The sequence below is a fragment of the Hyperthermus butylicus DSM 5456 genome (assembly GCF_000015145.1).
GTDB classification, from domain to species: Archaea; Thermoproteota; Thermoprotei_A; order Sulfolobales; family Pyrodictiaceae; genus Hyperthermus; species Hyperthermus butylicus.
On the sequence record NC_008818.1, the window covers coordinates 1,160,047 to 1,182,765 of the forward strand.

Here is a 22,719-nt window from a genome sequence, read left to right on the forward strand (position 1 = left end):
CACGCATCATGCCTCATTTTTACCGCTATCCATTCAACCTGACACATAGCGAGATATAGGGCGTGACCGTGTCGCGTCTTCTCCTCTGGGCACCACTCGACTCCGTTCGTGGCTAGCGGTGAGGACTTAATGAGGCAGGTAACTAGACTTAAAAGGCCTAGATTTATAGTAGACTCTATGCTAGGCAGCTTAGCGCGCTGGCTGAGAATGATAGGCTACGATACAGTCTACGCTAAGGGGTGGCATGACTCCCGCATACTGGAGGAGGCAGCGACAACAGGGAGAATAGTCGTTACCAGGGATAGAGGGCTCTATCGCCGCGCTTTACGCCGAGGTCTTACGGCTGTACTGGTCAGCGAGGACCTAGCATATTCTCTGGCTCTACTCAGCCTCAAGTTCGGTGTAGAGCTGAGTATTGACCCTAACCAGAGTAGGTGCCCGCTCTGCAACGCCCCGCTCCGGCCTGCTTCTAAGGAGGAGGTTAGAGGGAGGGTTCCACCAAGAGTTTACGAAGCCTATGACGAGTTCTGGGTATGTACTGGCTGTAGCCAGGTATACTGGCGTGGCGGCCACTGGCGAGGAATTAGGGAGACTCTTGAAGAGGCTAGGAAGAAGCTCCAAATCATGATGCGGCGGTCGAGCGATCGAGGGCCTCAGCACGGCTAATGCTCAGCCGCGTTTGCAGTCTGCATCCCGCCAACCAGTACGTATACGGGTGGGAGCCTCTTACACCTTGCTCCTCAGACAGTTATGCGCAATACTGCTTAAATGCTGCTGATCATCCAATACAGCATGGCCTTCCAGCTTATGGGTCCTAGGAGTGTCTTGGCCCCGCTGCACGGAGAGGAGGCCAAATGGAGTTTGACGTTAACGCTATCGTTGAAGCACTAACCAAAGGCTACAGCCCTGTAATAGCCTCCTTCATTATCTCGTTCGTATTTAACGCCATACCCTATATTACCGCTCCATACCTTGTAGTTATTGCTGGCTATGGGGCAATCCTCCCTGACCCCATTAGCAAGCTTGCTGTCGCTATTACAGGCGGTATAGGGGCAGCCCTCGGCAAGGTTGTAGTGTTCCTGCTTGGAAGAAGCGTACATCGCGTACTGCCGAGCAATATGAGGGAGAACGTAGTGTTCTTTGCTAGAACCTTTCAGAAGGGCGTATTTGTAGCTGTATTCCTCTTTGCTGCACTCCCACTGCCAGATGACGTGCTATATATACCCGTCGGCATGGCTGGCTATAAGTTGTTGCCCTTCTTCATAGCTGTCGCGATGGGTAAAACACTGATTACGCTACTAGCAGTGCTTCTAGGCGATGCAGTTAAACAGCTTGTTGGTGGAACAGACCCTATAGTCATACTAGCACTTATAATTGCAAGCATAATTGTCTCGATAATCATAGCAAGGATAAACTGGAGGAAGATAATAGCGCTCTACAATGAGCGTGGCATCATAAGAGCGTTTGTAGAGCTGATAATCCAGGTGTTCCTTGCGCTCCTACCCAGCAGCATTGCTAGACGTATCGAGGCCCGCGTCGATAGCTTACTAGGAGGAGTAGAACAGCAAGAGCCAGCAGGACAGCATAGATAGCATCTCCCAGGCCGAAGCTAGGCCCCCCTCCTCTCCCCTCCGAGTCTGTGCTAGAGCTGTACCTCGCTATATTCTCCGGAGTAGCTATGCTGGCACCTTCATGTATCCCCGTGAAGTGTTCTATAAGGCTAATCCACCATTCGTTGCTGGTAGTAGCGCCAGCCCGGCTGCTAGTGGTTTTGAAGCTGGATTTGTTAAACTGACCCGGCGGCTCACGCGTAACATTCACATCTAGGCTACAGACGCCATTCTTGAGGCTGACTACCAGCTGGAGCTTCCCAGTGAGCGGTACTGGAGCACGTGTCGCCAATGTTGCTGTTAAACCACTTATATTGACGGTGATGGGTACCTCGCTCCCCGCATAATATGCTTTTATATCAACTATTTCGCTACCACAAGCAACCCTAACAGCTAGGTGCTGCACAATGTAAACACCTGGCATGGATTGGATGGGTTCACTCGAAACCATGTTGACAGTACAATTGCAGTCTTCTAGCCTTGTTGCCCCTGCTGGGAAGCTAGCTAGTAGCAAGCCTTGGATTAGTGCTAATACTACTAGGCTCTGAGGCTGCTTCACAACTGTCACCAGCTTCTATACCAGCCCGCTTGGCTAGTAGTAGCGCTAGGCTTCTAAGATGCTTCCGCACCTCACTACTATCGACCCTTATGGCTGCTGTTATGTCTGCAAGGGTTTTACCCTGCAGTATCCTCATAACCGCCACCAGTTCCGCTTTAGGGTCTTCAAGGTCCAGCCTACCTCTTGCCAGTATATCGTTTACGAGTAGTAGCCATAGCACGTCGAGCACAGATTCTGCTTCAAGGCTACCGCATAGGAATAAGCTGAGCCTATACCTTTGCCACTCATCTATATCCGATAGGGGCTGCTGCGCTGGCACCTGGTGGGAGAATATTTCTACTAATATTTCTGCGGGGAGGCCACGGTAGAGGCTATGCGATGCTAGAAGCATTCTCTTCCTCGCAGCCGCTGCGACGCCTCCTAGTATCTTTGCGGCCTTGTTAGCTATGGGCTTCACGACTGCTATGTTATGCTCACCCGTAACCTTGTTGGGCAATGGCGACACGTAGATCGGAGTGTAGTTGTTTGCGAGCCAGAAGCCGAGTACGTCCGGCCTACCAAAAACTGCTCCAACCCAGTCGTATCCATCGCTAGATGCCACCTCCTCCACATAGCGTAGAAGCTTGCTGCCCAGGCCGCGGCGCTGGAGCCGGCTATGCACAGCGATCCTTACGATCCTCACGCCGCTGAGCTTGCCTGCTTCGGGTGCGTACTGGGCGAGTATGTCTGGCAGTATCCTAGCCGTTACAGGCAGCTCGGGACCCTCCAAGGCTGCATGGGCTACCGCGACAGGAGTATTCCCCGCTAGGAGAACGTATACGCGGTGGTGTGGAGCGTCGAGGAGTAGTGCTAGGTCGTCTGGCTCGTTGCGATAATGTGCCGATACAAGGATTGAATAGACTGCCCTGAGGAGCTGCTGCTTCTCTACCAGCTCCTTGCGGTCGAGCTTTGCTGGACGCAGTTCTACACCGTCAAGGCTTGGCGGTTCAGGCTCCGAGACCCGAAGCATGAAGGTGTCGTAGAGCCAGCCCTCTAGGGGATCCCCGGGTGGGTAGCGGACCGGTGTTCGGAGCTCCACTACGAGTCTTGGCTCAGGGAGTATCTCCTCCGCAATCTTGGCTAGCACGCGGCCGCTACCCTCGTAGCCGTGTATGGTTGTAGCTGCTAGGAGCCTGGGAGCCCGTCTAGCAATACTCCTAAGCCTTGAGGGGCCTAGTGCAGCCGCCTCATCAACCACGGTGAAGGAGCCCGGATCGGCACGGTCTGGGGTATGGTATCTCACGTGAAACCATGGCCCGGCAATACCGATTACAATGTTTCCACGCCTTATCTCCCAGTGCCTGGTACCCAGCTTTCCAAGCGCGAGTCTGAGTATGCGGAAGAAGCTTTGAACATTTGCTGGACTCGGCGCTGTCACGGATACAAAGCCAGCCATGTGGCTTGCAACTATGTAGGCTACCGCCAGGCCTAGGAGGCCAGACTTGCCCCGTCCCCGGTCGCCCAGTACTAGGATGCTCCTACCCCTCGACCTCACGTGGGCTACTATCTTGTCGAGGGCCTCTGCCTGCTCTATCGTAGCAGCCGCTTCGAGAAGCTTGCGGTGTACTGGGCTCCTGGCACGGTAGCCCTCGGGGCCTGGTGGCTTTCTGGCCTTGCCGCGAGGGAGCCTCATGGAATAGACCGTGTCAAGGTCTGCATCTGCCCAGAAGAGGCTCTCCAGCCTGCCGAGACTGCGGAGGAGGTATTCGCGGTAGAGCCCAGTGCTCATTCCACCGCCGGGCTGCCACACGTCAAGCCTGGGTACAACGAGGACTACAACGCCACCGCCCCTCACGGTTTCAGCGGCTGCTGCTAGCAGGTTGGGTCTAAGCAGGCCTGGAACAGCTAGGAGTACAGCATCGTTCTCCGTTCCTAACAGCTCCTCGATAGCACTAGGGCTGAGTACGCGGCTACACCGCTCCTGGAGCTCTCTCCTCAGCTCGGCTGGCGCAATACAAGCAACCTGGCTATAGACCTCGCTGAGCAGCCCCGCCACAGCGCTAGCACAGACTCCGATAGCTGTTGAGTGAAGTAGTACGAGTCCGCGGTAGCCGCTCCCTCTCAGCTCTGTAAGCCAGGCTGATAGCTGGCGTAGCACCATGTACAAGTCTAGCCGCCCCAGGACAGCCGCCACATAACCCTACCAGAGATACTATTTTCACGCAGCAACAACAAGCAAAACCACGGCCCACACAGCCCCACCGGAGGGGTGTCCGCTTTGACTCTACCTATCAGCGAGGGCGAGCTGGACGAGTTCTTCAAGCTACTCAAAAAACTCTCAGACGCCTTTGGCGTCTCGGGCTACGAGGACGAAGTTAGAGGGATAATTATAGACGAGGTACGCGAGGCTGCCGACCATGTGGAAGTTGACCGCTTCGGCAATGTTATCGCCATAAAACGTGGAGGCCGCGGCACCATCAAAATCGTCTGGGACGCTCACATGGACGAGATAGGGTTCCTAGTCAAACACATAGATGATAAAGGCTTTATCTATCTCTCACCAGTCGGCGGCTGGACCGACCACGTGCTGCCCGGGCAGAGGGTGCGAATACTCACAGACAACGGTACTTTAGTACGAGGCGTGATAGGGATAAAGCCACCACACCTCATGAAGCAGGAAGAGCGCAGCCAGGTGATACCCCTCGACAAACTCTTCGTAGACATCGGTGCTTCGAGCAGGGAGGAGGTTGAGAAGCTCGGTATAAGGATTGGAAGCCCTGTAGACCTTGACCGAGAGACGATACGGCTGGTTGGCGACAGGGTAACCGGCAAGGCCTTTGACGACCGTGTCGGCGTAGCTGTGCTCATAAAGGCGTTCAAGGAGTTTAACCCTGCTGAGCAGACCGTATACCTTGTCATAGCTACGCAGGAGGAGGTAGGCCTTAAGGGCGCACGTGTGGCAGCTCAGAAGATACAGCCAGAGGCAGCAATAGCCGTAGACGTCACAACCGCCAATGACGTACCAGGTGTAGAGGCAAAGGACCGCGTGGCAGAGGTAGGTAAGGGGCCCGCATTGACCGTTGCCGATGGGAGGAATGCTAGCGGGCTCATAGCGCATCCCAAACTGCTAAAGCTGCTTATGGAAACAGCTAAGGCTGAGGGGATACCCTACCAACTCTTCATCCTACCTGGAGGTACCACCGACGCCACCGCCATAGCGCTAGCAGGGGAGGGTGTACCCTCAGCCGTGGTATCGGTGCCAACACGTTACATCCACAGCCCTGTCGAGCTGCTAAGCCTCCGCGACGCAGTATACGCCGCGAAGCTTGTCGCAGCGGCTACCTCGAGGATAACCAGGGAGTGGTACGACCGCGAAATACTGTGGGGCAAGAAGATAAAGTAGCTTGTAACCCCAACTTTTAACCCTGCCACACCACAATCCTTCCGGACAACCTTATTCACGTAGCTCAGCGTCCTTTGGTGGCGTGCTGTGAGCCTCGAGGAGAAGCTTAGAGAGCTGGAGGAGCTTAGGCGTAGATCGCTCGAGGGTGGCGGCCCCGAGAAGATTAAGAGGCAGCGTGAGCGCGGCAAGCTCCTCGCGAGGGAGAGGCTTGACCTTCTCCTGGATCCTGGCAGCTTCCAGGAGCTAGACTGGCTCGTCACCACCCGCGGTGCACCACTCGGCGAGGTTCCAAGAATCCCTGGCGACGGCGTGGTAGCGGGGTTCGGCAGGATAAACGGTAGGCCCGTCTTTGTCTTCTCCCAGGACTTCACAGTAGCTGGTGGCAGTATAGGCGAGATGCACGCCGAGAAGATAGTGCGAACCATAAAGTACGCGTTGAAGAGCGGGGTCCCAGTCATAGGCATCTGGGACTCTGGGGGTGCCAGGATACAGGAGGGTGTCGCAGCCCTCCACGGTGTTGGAAGAATATTCAACGCGATAATCCAGGCCAGCGGTGTAATCCCACAGATATCCCTCGTCCTGGGCTCCTCGGCTGGTGGTGCAGCCTACGCCCCAGCTCTCATGGACTTCACGATCGTCGTTGACAAGATAACATACATGTTCGTCACCGGCCCAGACGTCGTAAGAGAGGTCACCGGCGAGGAGGTGACCTTCGAGCAGCTTGGAGGAGCACGGGTTCACAGCCAGTTAAGCGGCGTAGCCCACTTCCGCGCAGCAAACGAGGAGGAAGCCTTCAGGATTACTAGGAGGCTACTCAGCTACCTCCCAGACAATAATGAAGCCCCGCTACCAATCATCGACACGGGAGACCCGGTAGATCGACGCGATCCCGATCTAGACTCTATGGTGCCCGATGACCCCCATAAACCCTATGATATGAAGCAAGTGCTTGAGAGGATATTCGACCACGGCAGCCTCCTCGAGGTACAGCCGGAGTGGGGTACAAGCATCATAACAGCCTTTGCTAGGCTCGGCGGTATACCCGTCTGCGTGGTTGCCAGCCAGCCACTAGTGCTGAGTGGCGCGATAGACATTAACGCCTCGTGTAAAGCAGCGCGATTCGTTAGGTTCTGCGACGCGTTCAACCTCCCAGTCATAACCTTCGTAGACGTGCCAGGCTACATGCCCGGCCTAGACCAGGAGCACGGCGGCATAATCAGGCACGGTGCTAAGATGCTCTACGCTTACGCTGAGGCTACGGTTCCAAAGCTAACAGTCGTGGTTAGGAAGGCCTACGGCGGAGCATATATCTCGATGGGCAGCAAGTCGCTGGGAGCGGACATAGTCTATGCATGGCCCACGGCAGAGATAGCCGTGCTCGGTGCTGAGGCAGCTGTACGCATACTTTACCGGAAACGCCTCCGCGCGGCGGAGAACCCAGAGGAGGAGAGGAAACGACTCATAGACGAGTATCGCAGGACATTCCTAAACCCGTTCCGAGCCGCAGAGTTAGGCCTCGTAGACGACGTGGTTAAACCCAGTGAGACCCGCTACAAGCTCTACACAGCACTCGAGGTACTACTAAAGAAGAGGGAACCCAGGCTACCCAAGAAGCACGGAAACATACCACTCTAACCCCACGAAACCAAGGCCATGCTCTAGAGCAAGATCGCACTGATGACGATAGAAGCGGCATCCAGACCTGAATTCCACATCGTAACCCTCCCCTTGCCCACTCGCTATCATTCCTAGCACACCCAGCCCACCTACACACTGACACATACATGGTGTACATGCATGACATGCCGTTAACTCTACTCTGGATTGCAAGGAGAGCCTAGCACACGAAAACCGCATAGATGGGGGCGAGCCGCTCTACATCCTTGTACTCCGACTGACGCTTGTCAACCCTGGCTGCGATAAAGTAGTAGATAAAGTAGTATGTGAAGATACTAGAAGCGCAGACTCCCGGCACGCTGAAGCTGTGTTCCCAGCGATTGTGCAGGGTCCGCCAGCGCTGTGTACAAGCACCCTCACGGTATCACTCAGCAGTAGACCTCTGCCAAGCCCTGCCCGGACAACACCTGCTAGGTAGAGGGGTCGAAGATGAGCCACCGTGGGGAAAGCATCGCCACGCATCCAGGCTAGCTGCGCAGTATTAGCTGCTACACTTTATCCTCGCGAGAGGCTGCCCACGCCCGACGCCCATCCCACTATCGACAACATACTCCACAACACCGCTGCAGGGGGCGTGCACCTCGTTAACCATCTTCATAGTCTCAACAAGCAACAACAAGTCCCCCTTGTCCACACGTTCCCCTACCGAGACATGTACATCGACAACCTTCACTGGGAGCTTAGCCCGCAGCTCGCTACTCTCCGGGTCAAACTCTACGAGCCAGGACTCGGCAGAGGAAACATCGCCGGCTCGACCACGCTCAGCCTCTTCTTCGGCGAGTACGAGGTCTGAGATGTGGTAGCTGCCGTAGGGGGTCTCCAATATGTCCCCTACTAGGCGGGCCTTAACCGAAACCTTGCGCCCGTCCTCTAGCTCGACAACGGCCTCATAGACGCCTATATCTACCTCCCGGAACTCGACGAGCCTAGGTCCTCCACGGCGGCCATGGCCATCCATGGCTAGCTACCACCGGTAGCTTGGCAGCAGCTATCCCCGTTAGGCCGAGCGGCTTAGCCCGTATCCTGGAGGCTATAGCCCTAACTATGTTCCTCCTAGCCCTTAGCTGGGAGAGCAGCTCTCCCAGCTTCTCCTCGAGGATCCTCGTGTGAAACGCTGCTTTCCTAAACCAGTCAGACTCCACGATAGTTCTGAGGAGTTCGAGATTAGTCTTTACGCCTGCGACAACGGTTTCGTGGAGAGCCGCACGTAGCCTTGCAACAGCCTCAGCACGATCCCTACCCCAGGCGATAACCTTGAGGAGCAGTGTGTCGTAGCGGGTAGAGATCCTTAGCCCCCTCTCGGCGCCAGAGTCGACCCTCACGCCGGGGCCGCGGGGCTCACGGTACCCGGTTACGACGCCCTCCACGGCTCTGAACCCGTTCTCCGGGTCCTCGGCGTAGATGCGGGCTTCTATCGCCCAGCCGTGGAGCTTGATGTCCTCTTGTCCGAGCTGGAGCTCGCGGCCAGCAGCTATGAGGAGCTGCTGCTTTACAATATCGATGCCTGTCACCGCCTCTGTGACACCGTGCTCCACCTGGAGCCTCGCATTAGCCTCTATGAAGTATGGCTGTCCCCTCTCATCAACTATAAACTCTATCGTGCCGGCGCTCTGGTACTCGGCCTCCTCGGCGAGCCTTAGAGCGTAGTCTACGAGTCTGCTTCTAACCTGCGGCACCTTCTCGGCGAACGGGCTCGGAGCCTCCTCTATAATCTTCTGCCTCCTCCTCTGGATGGAGCACTCCCTCTCGTAGAGGTGTACCACGTGGCCCTGCCCATCGCCGAGAATCTGCACCTCGATGTGCCTCGGGTTCCTAACATACTTCTCTATGTAGACCACTCCGGCATCGCCGAAACCATTGCGGGCCTCAAGGCTCACGAGGCGGTAAGCTCTCCTAACCTCCTCGCTATTCGACGCAACCCTCATGCCCCTACCGCCGCCAGCCTTTGAAGCCTTCAACATCACCGGATATCCTATCCTCTCGGCACACCTCACAGCCTCCTCAGCACTACGAGCTTCGCACCAGGGAGGCGTGGGCACGCCAACCTTCTCTGCTAGCTGCTTGGCGCGGTGCTTATCGCCTAGGAGCTCCATGGTCTCCGGCTTTGGACCGGCCCAGGATATCCCGGCGTCGAGCACCTTCCTGGCAAAGGAGGGGTCTTCCGAGAGGAAGCCGTAGCCGGGGTGAAGTATGTCGGCGCCAGCCTTGATGGCCGCCTCCACGACGGAGTCGGGGTTAGTATAGCTCTCAACCATTACGGAGAACGTGCCAGCCCTAACATGGGGGCTATGGGCGTCGTCGGGGGCGTATATGGTTATAGGCTCCCAGCCCAGCTCCCTAACGGCGCGAGCGATGCGGATAGCTATCTCGCCACGCGTAGCTACCAACACCCTCAGGGCCACGGTGCTCTACACCCATCACCCTCTTAGCGGGCCCAACACGTTCGGAACGTGTGGATAGCGGATAAATAAGTAAGGGTTTTTGACAGGTGGCGAGATAGGTGTACGGCGGGTGTCGAACACTGTGCTACTCAGCGCAGCTCCGCCAGGTGCTTGGGCAGCTTAGCGTTTTAGAGGTATACGACGCTATAGATACGACTATGGACGCCACGCCCCCCAGGCTCCCGGCCGCTGTCGCCGCGCTCACACAGCGCCGGGGCCGTGGCAGAACTGGGGCCTGGCACAGCCCTCGGGGCGGCGCATGGATAACGGTATTCCTCAACGCACCGCCCGACCCCAGGCTCCCCACAGCTGTTGGGGGCTACCTCGCAGGGCTCCTCGAGGAGTTCCTATGCGGCGCCGTACACCTCACCGTCAAATGGCCAAACGACGTCTACGCGGGCGGGAGGAAGCTCGCCGGCATCCTGGTCGAGCACCGTGCGGGAATGCTACGGGTGGGCGTGGGGGTGAACGTCTACAACGAGCCGCCGCCGGGCGCGACGTCGCTAGCCCAGCTGGGCTACGGGGGTCCGCTAGCGCTGGTCTACGCCGCCATCATAGAGGCTGTTATGAGGGCTGCGGAGGACCCCGCAGGCGGCGTCGCGGAGGCTGCCGCCAGGGACATGCTCTGGGGCTGCAGGGTAGCCATAGAATCCCCCGAGGGGCTCGTCGAGGGAGTAGCCAGAGGCATCACTAGCAGTGGAGCCCTACTCGTCGAGACGGGTGAGGGGACCGTGGAGCTGGCGTGCTGCCACGTAAAAGCCTGGAGCTGCAGTAACACCAGGCCAGCCACCAAGTCAAGCCCGGCGGGAGGAGACTAGCCCCGGGATGGCCCGGCCTTGATACTCTCAGACCGCGACATAGCATGGTACATCGAGAAGGGCCTCCTCCGGATAGACCCACTACTAGACGACACGATAAGGGAGAACGGCGTGGACCTGCGCCTGGATAGCGAGTTCTGCCGCTTCAACCCAGACGCCCCCGAGCTAGACACGAGAAAACCATTCAACAGGGAAATCTACTACAACTGCGTGAAGGTAGACCCCGAGCAGGGCTTCACAGTAAAACCCTACGAGCACGTACTAGCCACCACAATGGAGACAGTCTGCCTACCCGACGACCTCGTAGGCCTAGTAAACGTGAGAAGCACCTTCGCCAGATACGGCATATTCGTCCCCCCAACCGTAATAGACGCCGGGTTCTGCGGACAGATAACAATCGAGATCATAGGCTCCGCCTACCCCGTAAGACTATACCCGGGCCAACGCTTCCTCCACGTAGTCTTCGTCCGCACAACAAGCCCAGTAGCAAACCCCTACCACGGCAAATACCAGGGACAAAGAGGCGTAACACCACCACGACCAGACTAGACAAAGCGAAGCTTCGAAACAATCCCATACATAATGCCTAGCTGATTTCCCGCAATTACACTCAGTTTTGCAAATCGCAGGCACAAACATGATCAAATATGCTAAGCTCATCGAAAGAATTATACTAGCTACTCACCCTGCTAGCTTGCCTAGTAACAACCCTAACTCTCCCCTAGCTAGCTATACACAGTCTCGCCTGCTCGTGAATCTGCACTGAAGCACTCACAGTCCCACCTAGACACTAACGACGCGACAGAGGACCTCGCACCAACACTGCAACCCAAATAACCCCCACCCAAACACGATACAACAATACAACACGGCCAGACGGGGCCGTCGTCTAGCCTGGCAGGATGCCAGCCTGGGGACGCACCCCGCCGCCCGAAAGGGCGGGCGCCAGAGCGCTGGTGGTCCCGGGTTCAAATCCCGGCGGCCCCACCATTACTTCTCCCTAATCGCGTCCTGGCTGGCCATTGCTGCTCCCATTTTGGATGCTGAGCGTGTCTCTGCTTCTGGGTTGTGGCACGAGGGTGCTTGGCGGGTGTAGGAAGCGTGATGGTATTGCTTTGAGCCCTTGTTTGCACGGGGCTGTTTCCATGTCCTCGTCGGGGATTTCGACTATGTCTAACTTGCTGCGCCTACGCGATTGGTGCTGGCGGGCATAGGGGTTTCGGAACTCTTTTTCGAACAGGGAAACAGCTACTACGTAGAAGTCTTTTTAAACAAGTGTTAAGTATTGGTAGGGTATGGTGAGGGGTTCTTGGCTGTCAAGCCTTTCGGGGAGATCATATATTCTCAGGAGAGGGCTAGCGGCGAGGCCATAAGCAAGGTTGAGACTCATACCCCGAGGATTGAAGCGCCTGACACTGTGAAGGCTGGTGAGCCTTTCCAGGTTCGGATAAGGGTTGGCCCGCATCCCAGCAAGGTTGAGCACTCTATAAGGTGGATAGAGGTCTACTTCTACGAGGAGGGTAGGCCGTACAACCCGATACACCTGGCGAGGATAGACCTGGCACCGGAGTATGCCGAGCCCGACGTGACGCTGACGCTCCGGCTGAAGAGGGGTGGCGTAATCTACGTACTGGAGTACTGCAACCTCCACGGCGTGTGGGAGGCCCGGAAGGAGGTTAAGGTGGAGAGCTAACCCCCACGGCTCAGCTGCGGCATAAGCGTCCGCCTCCGCCCCTGCTTCTTTTCCCCCCTCGGGGGCTCGAGTGAAGCGTTAGGGTTTCTCCCTGGCATGGTTTCTCTGGGTATTCGCTTCGCTGTTATCGGTCCTGTAGTGGGCCTGGTCGCCTGTAGAGTTAGGCTTAACCGTTACGATGCCTTCGCGTTTCTTGATGGTGCGTAGCAAGGGATGGCTACAAGGGTTATAAGGATGAATGTGGCTGCGCTAAGCCTGTACTCGCTGTTCCGTGGATTTAGTGTTAGTGGCTACCAGGTATTGTTCTCCGCCTACATGAGGTCTCTAGGCTACAGCATGACGAGTATCGGTGGAGCAGTCACGGTATCCTCTCTCGCTGGCGCACTGCTGGCGCCTGGTTTCGGCGCAGTAATAGAATGCTACGGCGCGAGGCTTACGACAACCCTTACGGGCCTCATGCTGGTGGTTTCACTCCTACTACTCTCCATACCCGAGCCGGGCTACGCAGCCTTCGTAGCCTCCTACGTGCTATACATGCTCGCCTTCAGCCTAGGGCAGCCGGCTCGCTCAACACTCCTAGCGAAGAGTGTACCCGGGGAACTACACGGCTACTACACCGGCGTAACCATGGCTGTATTCGCCACTGCACGCATAGTCGGACCCCTCACCGCCGGCTGGCTAGCAGCTCGAGCCGGCTACCCTCAAGCCTTCACTGTGCTCACCCTCTCAGCCGCAGTCGGGGTCACAGTGTTCCACATCCTCTCCATGGAGCCTAGCGAGCCAGCCTGCAAGAACACGCTTCAGAAGCTCCGGAGCGCCTACACCAGCGCCCTCAAGCCGCACAAGGAGCTGCGTAGGCTCTACCCCCTACTAGTCGTGGACCGGAGCGGCTGGAGCCTCTGGTTCCCCCTGCTAAGCGCCCAGCTTAAAGCAGTAGGTTACACCGAGGACCAGATAGGCGCCCTCTACACGGCCTCAAGCCTCCTACAAGCCACAACAAGCATGGTATGGGGAAGGCTTACAGACCGACTAGGCCCTGCCAAGACCGTAGCATCATCAGAACTCCTCGGCGCTGCAGCACTGCCGCTTCTCGCAAACCCCCACCCATGGATAAACGCCGCAGCAGGAATGGCCCTCATCGGCCTATCAATAGCAGCATGGGTACCCGCATACAACAAGCTGGTAGCCCAGCTGGCAAGAGGAAACCTAGGCGAAGCATACGCAAACGCAAACGCGGTGAGAAGCCTCGCAGGAACACCCACACCCACCATAGGCGGCATAATCTACGAAACACTGGGCCCCGCAGCACTATATACGCTATCAGCCACACTGCTAACCACATCAGCGGCATACGCCCTCAAAACACTAGACACCAAGACAACAAAATAATACCCACCTAAACACACCAACACCCAGCACGGCGGGCCCCGGCCACCCCAAAAACCTGGACTAGGATGGGCCCGTAGCTCAGCCAGGACAGAGCGCCGGCCTCCGGAGCCGGAGGTCCCGGGTTCAAATCCCGGCGGGCCCGCCACAAGCACATCTAAACCTTCACTAAATCACGCTGGGAATATGTCGGTTTCCGAATGTTGCATCCCCACGTCGCCACCATGCAACATATATCCGCTAATCACTCCTGATACACTCCCGGGGATCCCCGAGCTTGAGCCCCCCGAATGATGGGCAGGCAATCCCGGCCGGGGAGCCTTGGTGAAGCCTTGTAGACCCCTCCAAGCTGGACCAGGAGCTTAGGAGGAGGCTCCTCGAGAGGCTTGTCAAAAAGCTCGGAGTCAAGGGAGCCTCCGAACTGCTGGGCGTGGACCGGACGCTCATATACCGCATGAGGAAGGGCAAGGTAGCCGTGGGAGACCACCACGTCCCCAGGATCCTCAGCGGGCTAAGCCAGGAGGAGTTCGAGGAGGAATTAACCCTTGGAGAGAAGCTCGAGTCCCTAGGGATAATAAGCGAGGACAAGGTGAACTACACCCTACTCCTCCAGATCCTAGCCGTTGCGATGAGGGATCCCTACGCCCGGAGCCTGGTCCTACGGTACGTTACCTAGCACTACCGCGAGGACCTAAGGAGGATGCTAGAGACGGAGCTGGAGCTGAAACGACTAGAATGGACCCGCGGCTTCGAGGAGTACCTTCGCAGCCCGCCTAAGGGCAGGCCTATAGCGAGGGAGGACACCATAGCATACTACCGTAACCTCTTCAAGCGACACCTAGAGGGCAGGAAGCTATCGAGGCAGCTTGTCGAGGAGGTGTCAGAGTCAAGCAACCAATGGCTGCGGGTCGTGTTCAAGGCACTACGCCAACTACCTCTATACTCGGGGCGAGATTAGCCACCAAACCCTCCACTGGATCCAAGCAAGAGTCCCGGGAAGGCGTACCCCCAAGACTCCCAGGAACCCAGCGGTAGACCTAGAGGAGCTACGCTCAACGCTAGCCTACCTAGCAGGGAACCATGAGAGGTACTATCTCCTCTACAGGCTAATGCTAGAATCCGGCCTGAGGTTCGAGCATGCCCTGCGCCTCCTCGCCTCCCCCATACTGGAGGGTAGCGTGGTCGTATACGACCGTGTCTACCCCAGGCTATACTGTGATGAGGGGAGGGGCTTCTGTAGGCTCTACCTTGGATTCAACCAGGGGGTTAAGAGGGCTGAGTTCGCCTACTTCTCCACCAAGACCCGTAGGCTGGTCGAGGACCTCACACCCTGGAGCGTGCACCGCAGGAGCGTCGAGCGCTACGTCTCAAGGCATGGATTGATGAGGCCTGGGCTCTTGAGGAAGGCCTCTTGGCAGCTGCTTATAGCCTCGGGTGTGCCCCGCGAGGTTGCCCGCTTTATCCATTCTCGCTTCGGCGAGCTCAGGGTCAGCGAGTCATACTACGAGGGCCTGGTGAGGGAGGCAGACCAGTGGTACCCACGCTACCTCAAGCACCTCAAGAGCCTGAACCTGACCTAGCCTCACCCCCGCATATAGAGAGGCTGGGGGACCCATTAGCCCCATACTAATTAGTATTAGGAGGGATTGGGGCTCCCAATACCTTGAGAATACACGACGTAATAGAGCATCTCCACGAAATTAGGAGCTTCGGGGCTCGAAATCAGAGCTGATAATTAATCTCCCTGAAATGGGGCGCTAGACAGGGCTTCCTCCGCACTCGCCTACAGGCTAGAGGCATGGTTGATACACTCTATCATGAATCTGCCTCTCCTGCTTGATTATCTCTCATATTCCTCCCTCAGCCTTCTCCGCAGTGTGGAGTAACCCACTCCCAGCACCCGGGCTACGTCTCTTAGGCTCAGGCCTTTCCCACGGAGCTCCTCGTATTTCTTCCAGTCTATTGGCTTCCTGGGCCTTCCCACACGCTTACCCTCCAGTTTGGCCCTCCTCATGCCCTCCCTTGTACGCTGCCTTAGCAGCTCTCTTTCCCTTTCAGCCGCCCATGCTAGGACTGCTATGACTAGCTTCCTGACCTGGGGGTCTAGGCTCTGTAGGAAGGACTCCCTAGGGCTTACTGGGGGGACTGGGGCTCCCATCTCCTCCAGCTCCTCTACTGCCCTGAGGGTCTCGTAGAAGCTTCTTCCAATCCTTTACAGCTCGTACACAAGGACGGGCAGTGGCTTAACCCTCACCCTCTCAAGGAGCCTCCTATATGCAGGCCTGCCTCTCGGGGAAACCGCGCCGCTCACGCCATGATCCACGAACCATTCCTCTACGCGGAAACCGTGCTCCCGGGCCCATTCGAGTATTGCTATCTTCTGGTTTCCCGGATTCTCGTTATCGAGGCTTACCCGGATGTAGGCGTAGGCGCTCCTAGCCCCGGAACCCTTATGACCATGAGTCGTGATCGGAACCCTCCCATACGGGCGAATGTCCGTAAGGGACCCCTACCGAGCACTCCCATCGAGTTCATCGATAATCTCGTATAGTGCCTGGATTAAGTATGGGCGGAGGGCGGCGTCCGGGAGGTATCCCTGGACGCCTGGGGTTGTAGCTAGTGTTAGGAGCGCTGAGGAGCACGCTTGAGCAAGTAACTCTATGCTAGACCGAGCCCACTTGTTCACTGTCGTTACGCCTAGAGGTGTCTTGGCCCCGAATGTCTGGACCTCAGCCTTGACAACGTTCATCTGCCGGTTATAATAAATCTTGACTATCCTTGTGCCGTCGCCTGTAAGCATTCCCTTGAAGCTGTCAACTCCCCACTTGAGTGGGATGTAGGTTTCGAGCCTCGTCACGCGCCGTGCCCTCTCCATACTGGCCCTGATCGCTAGATCCCACAGGGTGAGCCCATCCTCGGAGGTGATCACTAGGGGATCCCTTCTATATGCGCTCTCCAGCCTAGCATTCTCCACAAGCAACACCGTGGAGGGCCCTCTGGGGTCGCCTGGGAGGTTGAGGATGTAGAGGCCTCCCCCGAGCCTTCTAACCAAGCCTCTCCTGCGAAGGCGCTGGAGCGCCTTGACAACCTGGTAGTAGGTGAGGTTTACACCGTAGTATTCCTCAGCGTCGCCTATTATATTATGTAATCCTCATTTCGTAACAGGTTTGAACTCATACTTAATTGCTTAGCTTATTAACTTTTTCAATTTGCGATAGAGAACGATTGCTATTATGCTAATTGCGTATCCAAGAAGTCTTGAAGGTAGAAGTAGTATTAATAGTTCATCGTAATACCCCAATGTGGTGCTTGATTTGCAGTTATTTACGCCTTCAACCTTGAATATCAGTGAATACTTGAGTTCCGATGATAGTGGTTCTCGCGAGATAAGGCCTTTTTCTTCGAGCATCTTTATAACGTTTCTAGGATTTGAGTAAAACCATTTGCTGTCTACAACTATGTACTTAATGCAGTATTTTTTACTCATATTATAGACTTTGTAGTAGCTAAGACTGTTCTTCACAAGATTATCGTAAACTATATAGTCCTTGTAGATACATCCCTCCATAAAACAGCTAAGCGCGTGCCATGTCTTAGGGCTAAAAACGTTTATCCATTGGTTTCCATGAAATGTATCACCGTCCATCAGGTACGCTCGAAAGCCTTCACCAGTATTCTCCTTAAGGAACTGAGCGACAAGGTATTCATCGCTATACACATAGGTATGGTCTGTGTGAAAGCTGTTCCAGTAGACTCCGACGTAGGCTGGCGTGTAGGCTGCAATGAACGCTACTAGAGCAAGGTGCGCGAATAGAGTAATGCTATGTCTTCCTCGTGAATTCTTAGCTGCTCTGGATAGTGAGTCTAGGAAGCCTAGAACCATTAACAGCCCTAGGGTGGGTATGAGTCTGAGTCCTTGCCCGTAAACCGCCACAAGGATTGTAAACGCAAGAATGTAATATAATGGCAGTTTTTCAGCTCTCCTCGCAATCGTAACATACGCGATGACGGCGATAAGCCCCATAACAATTATCGGGAGTTGCACAGCAGGCTCATAGAGAGGCGGGTACGGGCTAGAGCTATGGGCGAGTATTGATAGCTTGAAGCTTAAAGGTGTTTTCACCCGTAGATAATGCTGCAACCCGAAGGGTAGTAGTGCTGGTATAAGCCACCATGCAGTATAAGCAGCTGAGAGTAGTACTCCTACCGCTACTAGGATTATTAGGTATGTTATAGCCCTAAAGCTTGCCCCTCTCCTATAATGCGTGAGGATCTTAGCAACGAAAGTTGTAAGAGCCAGGATTGCGAGTTCGAGTGAGGCTATAAGGTGGGTTAGTAGCGTTAGGGCGGAGAATATGCTGAAACGCTTAACCTCATCGGAATCACCAGAATCTAGGAGCTTAACGAGGCTTGCTAGGGATAGGAAGGCGAAGGCTTCGCCTAGTATCCTAGTATACTCCCAATAAACTGCAATAGTTGATACGTATCCTGATATCAACGGCGCGGCTAGGGCTAGGAGTAGGGATGCCCTGCTTGAACCACTTACGCTGTAGGCGAAGGAGTATATAGCCCTAAGGAAAGCGTATATGGCTATGAAGTACGCTAGATAGGCTCCATATATAAAGCTGCCAGCTAATAGTCCAAGAGCGAATATGAGTAGAAGGCCTAGAGGAGGGTAGAACCGAAGTAGGTCGAAACCCCCACACCACGCTGGCGTGTACAGACCGTAGGAGTGTAGCTCCTTAGCCCACGAGATGTAGTATGCTATGGTTGCACTGTGGAAGTAGCCTCTCTCAAAGCTAGGAAGCCCCTCAGCTGTAAGGAGAGGATGTGCTAGTATGAGCGCCCATAACACTATTGCTATAGATGCAACAGTCTCGAATGGTAATGATCTTGCAAACCTCATCAAGGCCACCCTGCATATCTACTAGTTCTATAGATCCAGTCAACCCACAGTGTTGCAACCAGTAGTATCATGAAAGCGCCGCCAAGCACGTCGTGGAAGAAACGGAACGCTGCATAGCCCTGCACAACGCCAGCAACTCCGGACACAAACATGCGGACTATGTTAGCGAAGAAGAGGATTGTCGATCCCACAATGCCTGCCTTCACTTTCTGCCACTTACTAATCCTCGGGGTAAAAACTACGAGTAGGATGTAGACAATTAGAGAGTATATGCCAACGCAGGAAGGAGTGAGCACTATTGTGACAACATTCCCCCCTCCCCAGATCATGAGTGCATTATGGGCTACATCAATCACATTAATGCCCAGCGCTTTATAGGAGAGGATCATCACCCTCTTCTCAATCAACACTACTGGCTTGTAGAGAGACGTAAATATAATGACGTAGAGTATTACCGTTATCACTGCTATGGAGACTAATAAGCTATAGAAGCTATTGGTGCGAGCTTTTCTAATCACTGTAGAACCTCTCGTACTTACCCCTCTTGCTCGTAACATGCCATACCGCCCTCCTCGTAATCAAGTATTTTAAGGTCCCTATAGCATGGATTAAGGCAGTATAATATATCATCAAGATCATGTACCCTGCAACCACTACACTATTCATATAACCGCATTTCTCAAGTATGCACCCGGCAACTACGAGAGTTTCAATGCCAATCAGCCATAAATAGACTCCTATAGGCCATACAAGCTCCAGCCGCCCATAGCCTGCTAAAGCTAGGATCAAAGGCACAATTGTATTCACGTAAACCCATAACCCATTTGTGAAGAAGAGCCCTTGCAGTATATACCCGATCTTCTCGGTAAATGTGAGGTTTTCACTGCTAACAGCATCAACGAACGTTTTGAAGAACTCGTCAAGTGTTCCTACGGACCATCTTATCTGCTGCCTCCAGAAGGCGCGTTGAGTCCTAGGCACGGAGCCGTTAGCGTATGCTTCATGAGAAGCTATAACCTTCAGGTTTGGAATGCTTAATGCCGCGTCAATCGTGAGCCTGAAGTCCTCTGATAAACTGCCCTCCCTAAACCTCACAGCCTCCAATACACGTCTACTTATCAGGCCGCATGAACCTGTGAAGAAGGGGAATAACCTCAGCCAGTATCTTCCAACAATGTTGATTATCGCGCCCGCCATGGATGCACGATAGAGAAGGCCGAATAAAGTGTTAGAGCCCTTCACATGCCTCTGGTAGCCCTGTACAATATCGGCCTCCTCGTCAAAGGCGAGCTCGACAAGCTTTAAAACCATGTCGGAGGGAGGCTCGAAGTCGGCGTCCAGGATAAGTATGTAGTCAACGTTATACATTTCGAGAAGGATCTCTATAGCCTCATTTAAAGCACCAGCTTTAAGGCCTTTCCTCCCCTCTCTTTTAAGGTGGAGTATTCTACCATTACTTCTCACCGAGATATTGGAAATTTCATGCGATAAGCTTGAGTCGGTTGAATCGTCAACCACTATCGTTATTACGTACGGGTAGTCTATCCTCATAATAGCCTCAAGAGAGGAGAGCACCTCGTAATCGTTATAGACGGGCACTATTATACCTACCCTCGGCCATCCATAGGGCGACATCTTCCTAATGTAGCCTCTAGGCCTCGGAGAACCGTTCATTAAGAATTCAATGAAAGACGATATGTAGAAGACAGCATATACTCCAAGAACTGCGCTGGAGATAACGTAGAGAATGAAGAGTATATCTATGGCGGTTTCTCTAAGGACTATAGGCCACCAGTATAGCTCCTTAAAGAAATACTCTATAACCGCATCTTCAAAGAAGCCCATAGCTCTCACCCGCTATTTTCTCGCACATATCTCAAGAAGGACATCTCTCCAGCCCCTATCCCGGAGAAGACTTGTCAAGTCCTCGAGGCCCACTAGGCTAATCTTGTAACGTTTTGCAACAGCCTCGACTTCAACACCTTCATTAAGCTCTCTTACAACCCTGCAAAAATCGTCATCTCTTCTAGCTAAGCCCTCTATAAGCCTCCGTAACCCTTGTTCCCCCCTCAAATAGTAGTACTTGTATTTCTTCCACTTGAAGGATGATATTATGCCCCGTGACTCGAGAACATAGATATGCCAAGAGAGAACAGCTTTACCTAGGCCTGTAAGTCTAACCAGCTCGTTTAGATGGGCAAACCCTTTCTCGCTAAGTATTGATACTAAATATTTCCTAGTACTATGCCTAAGTGCTTTTTCTGGATTAATGCGCCAGTATAGTATGATTACATACCGTATCTTACGCTGTATTCTCTCCAAATACCTGCTATTAGCCTGTGATGCCTCTAGAAGCCCCATAGCGCCAAGTATTATAAGGGCACCTAAGCCCCTCCTATACCACGTAGAGGAAGGTGTCTCGACATTCATGCTTTCAAGAGCTTCTAGTAAAAGCTCCAGGTAGACGTTGTCCCTAGTATCATAGTAGGCCCAGACGATGTTAAATGGTATAACTACTAGTAAACCTTCCCCTACTCTTACCCTGTAAAAAGACCCATGCTCATGGACTTGATCTCCTAGAATCCCTACTACACGATATTTGCTCACGTTGTAGCCTCTAGGCATATTGATAGGTCCACCAACCAAGTTATCAATGATCCTTACAGGCAGGTCGTATTGGGATAGAGCGGGCTTTAGCATCATGACACCATTGTAGGTAGTGACCACGATGCCACTGCCTAACATGAATGTCACGAGCTTCCTGGAGATCATTAAAATTTCCCGCTCTTCTTCGGGCTTCCAGTTAGGGTCTAGAAGCACTACAACATCCTCAGAAGGGTTGAGCCTCACCTTCCCAAGCTCGCGCAGGCCTACAACACTATAGTTTACAGTCACACCGCTAGCCCTGCTGAAATTGAGGAAACTCCTTAAGTAGAAGAAATCATAATCGTCGGTAACCACATACAATATGCTTCTCGAAGACGAATCATGCGTAGAAGCAATAGTGAGACTAGCCACCCATACCGGCGACACTAGCACTAGGATAACCAATGCCCACAGGAGGAAAAAAAACGTGGAGACCTCATAAACCCTCCACCACCCTATCCCTCGCCTTCACCGCTCTCCCTACCACAGCCAGCAGCGACGCTGCTAGAGCTAGCCCTACAAGGCTTAAAGGCGACCCTAGCTCAGGAACCTCAGCACCATTAATGTACGCTGTTGCCGCGGCGCCTATAGCATACTCCGATGATGAAAGGTCTATATTAAGTGGCGTTGATGTGGTAGGCCTTACCCCCACGACCCTTATTTCGCTATCGTCATTACCATTTATAATAGTTGTTCCGTTAAAGGTGAACTGCGTCCACCCGCTAGGTGATCGAAGCACCCTGATCTCAACAGTAGAGTGGATCGAGCTTACATCGACCTTAAAGTTGGCTTTCTCTATCTGCGTATTCTCTGCAACTAGGACGCCATTAATATAGATTGATTCGACGCTCACCTTTCTCCAATCAAGCCATCCATCACTACCTATCCAGATGTGCGCCTTACCAGGAGCCTCATCACTAATATGTACTTCCACTTCATCCTCGGGGTTCACATCTATCCAACCTAAACCACTTACTTTCATCCGACCTCCCTGGACAACCCTCATTTGCATCACACCATCAACAATCCATGCACGCCCATCCGTGTTTAACTCGAACTGCTTATAGTCTCCCCTCGAGCGTGCTGGCTGGGCTAAAGCTGGTACCGCAACCAGCAATGCTAATAGCACGGCAACAACTACCATTCTTTTCATTGCCTTCTGCATACGCCTGCTCACCTTCAACACCCTTCAAAAATTAAATCGACATGTACTTAAAGATCTTATAGTCCGATCCGCACAAGCCATCGCTAACCATTAAACACGATTATTCAGTACACCTGTTTAATAGCTACGTGTCTAGGGGTTCAGTGGGCGTAGTCTTTTAAGCGGCTTTTCCGGCATCAATACGTCGCCCTTATACCTCACCCTAACAATCTTAGACATTTCTTCGCACCCCGTGTTGAATATTACCCCCGCAAGCCAATTAGTCTTCCCAGCCTAGGATGTTTCCAGATTATCAACAATGATACCCCAAGGGATAACCGTTTGTGAAGAGTGTTTCCAACTGATGGTTTCCTCTGGAAACGTAGTTTTTAATAACCCGGGCCTTTGGAGCCCCCGGGGGTCCCCCGGGTCCCTAATCCAGGCGGGCCCCCCACAC

Annotated in this window: 21 protein-coding genes, 2 tRNA genes and 1 pseudogene; 13 read left to right on the plus strand and 11 right to left on the minus strand. The window is 54.1% G+C overall.

All coding sequences use genetic code 11. The features are described 5' to 3' along the window. The first annotated feature begins 129 nt into the window (after nt 1–129). A complete protein-coding gene (locus HBUT_RS05995; protein ID WP_011822305.1) occupies nt 130–666 on the plus strand; it encodes a Mut7-C RNAse domain-containing protein in 537 nt (178 codons plus the stop codon). A 188-nt stretch (nt 667–854) separates the two neighbouring features. Then, complete coding sequence (locus tag HBUT_RS06000) at nt 855–1,592, plus strand: VTT domain-containing protein (protein WP_011822306.1); 738 nt, start codon at nt 855–857, stop codon at nt 1,590–1,592. On the opposite strand, the gene HBUT_RS06005 is transcribed toward HBUT_RS06000, so the two are convergent. Both HBUT_RS06005 and HBUT_RS06010 read right to left on the minus strand, forming a co-directional pair. After that, nucleotides 1,516–2,169, minus strand: coding sequence for a hypothetical protein (locus HBUT_RS06005; RefSeq protein ID WP_194840469.1), 654 nt, complete (start codon nt 2,167–2,169; stop codon nt 1,516–1,518). The two genes, HBUT_RS06000 and HBUT_RS06005, sit on opposite strands and share 77 nt — an antisense overlap. Continuing rightward, the gene (locus HBUT_RS06010; protein WP_011822308.1) at nt 2,111–4,342 is read right to left on the minus strand and encodes a GNAT family N-acetyltransferase; all 2,232 of its coding nucleotides are present in this window, start codon (nt 4,340–4,342) and stop codon (nt 2,111–2,113) included. Before HBUT_RS06010 ends, HBUT_RS06005 begins: the two co-directional genes overlap by 59 nt. Before the next feature lie 75 nt (nt 4,343–4,417). Between HBUT_RS06010 and HBUT_RS06015 the strand changes: the two genes are divergently transcribed. After that, the gene (locus tag HBUT_RS06015; protein ID WP_420804934.1) at nt 4,418–5,551 is read left to right on the plus strand and encodes a M42 family metallopeptidase; all 1,134 of its coding nucleotides are present in this window, start codon (nt 4,418–4,420) and stop codon (nt 5,549–5,551) included. Nucleotides 5,552–5,638: 87 nt separating this feature from the next. Then, the gene (locus HBUT_RS06020; protein WP_011822310.1) at nt 5,639–7,186 is read left to right on the plus strand and encodes an acyl-CoA carboxylase subunit beta; all 1,548 of its coding nucleotides are present in this window, start codon (nt 5,639–5,641) and stop codon (nt 7,184–7,186) included. 523 nt (nt 7,187–7,709) lie between these two features. Here HBUT_RS06020 and HBUT_RS08985 read toward each other — a convergent pair. Both HBUT_RS08985 and HBUT_RS06030 read right to left on the minus strand, forming a co-directional pair. Beyond that, entirely contained in the window at nt 7,710–8,186 is a 477-nt protein-coding gene (locus HBUT_RS08985) for an acyl-CoA carboxylase biotin carboxyl carrier protein subunit (protein ID WP_011822311.1), read from the minus strand. Next, nucleotides 8,155–9,630, minus strand: a complete 1,476-nt coding sequence (locus tag HBUT_RS06030; RefSeq protein ID WP_011822312.1) for an acetyl-CoA carboxylase biotin carboxylase subunit — start codon at nt 9,628–9,630, stop codon at nt 8,155–8,157. The genes HBUT_RS08985 and HBUT_RS06030 overlap by 32 nt, the downstream gene beginning before the upstream one ends. Before the next feature lie 146 nt (nt 9,631–9,776). Between HBUT_RS06030 and HBUT_RS08990 the strand changes: the two genes are divergently transcribed. The 9 genes from HBUT_RS08990 (at nt 9,777) to HBUT_RS06075 (ending at nt 15,146) form a co-directional block, all read left to right on the plus strand. Then, a complete protein-coding gene (locus HBUT_RS08990; protein WP_011822313.1) occupies nt 9,777–10,487 on the plus strand; it encodes a biotin--[acetyl-CoA-carboxylase] ligase in 711 nt (236 codons plus the stop codon). An 18-nt stretch (nt 10,488–10,505) separates the two neighbouring features. Then, nucleotides 10,506–11,036: a dCTP deaminase gene (gene dcd / locus HBUT_RS06040; protein WP_011822314.1), complete on the plus strand. Its 531-nt coding sequence runs from the start codon at nt 10,506–10,508 to the stop codon at nt 11,034–11,036. Between the two features lie 329 nt (nt 11,037–11,365). Beyond that, nucleotides 11,366–11,477 (plus strand) — tRNA-Pro (locus tag HBUT_RS06045). A 319-nt stretch (nt 11,478–11,796) separates the two neighbouring features. Beyond that, nucleotides 11,797–12,180: a class II SORL domain-containing protein gene (locus HBUT_RS06050; protein ID WP_011822315.1), complete on the plus strand. Its 384-nt coding sequence runs from the start codon at nt 11,797–11,799 to the stop codon at nt 12,178–12,180. A 213-nt stretch (nt 12,181–12,393) separates the two neighbouring features. Then, nucleotides 12,394–13,569, plus strand: a complete 1,176-nt coding sequence (locus tag HBUT_RS06055; RefSeq protein WP_011822316.1) for an MFS transporter — start codon at nt 12,394–12,396, stop codon at nt 13,567–13,569. A gap of 67 nt (nt 13,570–13,636) precedes the next feature. Continuing rightward, a tRNA-Arg gene (locus tag HBUT_RS06060) sits at nt 13,637–13,714 on the plus strand. A gap of 282 nt (nt 13,715–13,996) precedes the next feature. After that, a complete protein-coding gene (locus HBUT_RS06065; protein ID WP_048061509.1) occupies nt 13,997–14,242 on the plus strand; it encodes a hypothetical protein in 246 nt (81 codons plus the stop codon). A 24-nt stretch (nt 14,243–14,266) separates the two neighbouring features. Next, a complete protein-coding gene (locus HBUT_RS09565) occupies nt 14,267–14,524 on the plus strand; it encodes a hypothetical protein (protein ID WP_048061510.1) in 258 nt (85 codons plus the stop codon). After that, entirely contained in the window at nt 14,433–15,146 is a 714-nt protein-coding gene (locus tag HBUT_RS06075; RefSeq protein ID WP_083756350.1) for an integrase, read from the plus strand. Before HBUT_RS09565 ends, HBUT_RS06075 begins: the two co-directional genes overlap by 92 nt. 260 nt (nt 15,147–15,406) lie before the next feature. Here the strand turns inward: HBUT_RS06075 and HBUT_RS09835 are convergent. The 7 genes and pseudogenes from HBUT_RS09835 to HBUT_RS06110 form a co-directional block, all read right to left on the minus strand. Continuing rightward, nucleotides 15,407–16,060 (minus strand): annotated as a pseudogene (locus HBUT_RS09835) (recombinase family protein). Nucleotides 16,061–16,075: 15 nt separating this feature from the next. Then, nucleotides 16,076–16,618: a hypothetical protein gene (locus HBUT_RS06085; protein WP_011822320.1), complete on the minus strand. Its 543-nt coding sequence runs from the start codon at nt 16,616–16,618 to the stop codon at nt 16,076–16,078. Between the two features lie 135 nt (nt 16,619–16,753). Continuing rightward, nucleotides 16,754–18,472: a hypothetical protein gene (locus tag HBUT_RS06090; RefSeq protein ID WP_011822321.1), complete on the minus strand. Its 1,719-nt coding sequence runs from the start codon at nt 18,470–18,472 to the stop codon at nt 16,754–16,756. Then, complete coding sequence (locus HBUT_RS06095; protein ID WP_011822322.1) at nt 18,472–18,990, minus strand: exosortase/archaeosortase family protein; 519 nt, start codon at nt 18,988–18,990, stop codon at nt 18,472–18,474. Before HBUT_RS06095 ends, HBUT_RS06090 begins: the two co-directional genes overlap by 1 nt. Next, on the minus strand, nt 18,983–20,317 hold the full coding sequence (locus tag HBUT_RS06100) for a glycosyltransferase family 2 protein (RefSeq protein ID WP_011822323.1): 1,335 nt from the start codon (nt 20,315–20,317) through the stop codon (nt 18,983–18,985). Before HBUT_RS06100 ends, HBUT_RS06095 begins: the two co-directional genes overlap by 8 nt. Before the next feature lie 12 nt (nt 20,318–20,329). Next, nucleotides 20,330–21,511 (minus strand): ArsR/SmtB family transcription factor, encoded by a 1,182-nt coding sequence (locus HBUT_RS06105; RefSeq protein ID WP_153801403.1) that lies wholly within the window; start codon nt 21,509–21,511, stop codon nt 20,330–20,332. A 43-nt stretch (nt 21,512–21,554) separates the two neighbouring features. Then, complete coding sequence (locus HBUT_RS06110) at nt 21,555–22,295, minus strand: hypothetical protein (RefSeq protein ID WP_048061512.1); 741 nt, start codon at nt 22,293–22,295, stop codon at nt 21,555–21,557. Nucleotides 22,296–22,719: the final 424 nt, after the last annotated feature.

Excerpts from the sequence above, each read along its gene's own strand:
- HBUT_RS05995 (WP_011822305.1), top strand. The coding sequence starts at position 130 with ATGAGGCAGGTAACTAGACTTAAAAGGCCTAGATTTATAGTAGACTCT.
- HBUT_RS09565 (WP_048061510.1), top strand. The coding sequence starts at position 14,267 with ATGCTAGAGACGGAGCTGGAGCTGAAACGACTAGAATGGACCCGCGGC.
- HBUT_RS06100 (WP_011822323.1), bottom strand. The coding sequence starts at position 20,317 with ATGGGCTTCTTTGAAGATGCGGTTATAGAGTATTTCTTTAAGGAGCTA.
- HBUT_RS08985 (WP_011822311.1), bottom strand. The coding sequence starts at position 8,186 with ATGGATGGCCATGGCCGCCGTGGAGGACCTAGGCTCGTCGAGTTCCGG.
- HBUT_RS06000 (WP_011822306.1), top strand. The coding sequence starts at position 855 with ATGGAGTTTGACGTTAACGCTATCGTTGAAGCACTAACCAAAGGCTAC.
- HBUT_RS06055 (WP_011822316.1), top strand. The coding sequence starts at position 12,394 with ATGGCTACAAGGGTTATAAGGATGAATGTGGCTGCGCTAAGCCTGTAC.
- HBUT_RS06090 (WP_011822321.1), bottom strand. The coding sequence starts at position 18,472 with ATGAGGTTTGCAAGATCATTACCATTCGAGACTGTTGCATCTATAGCA.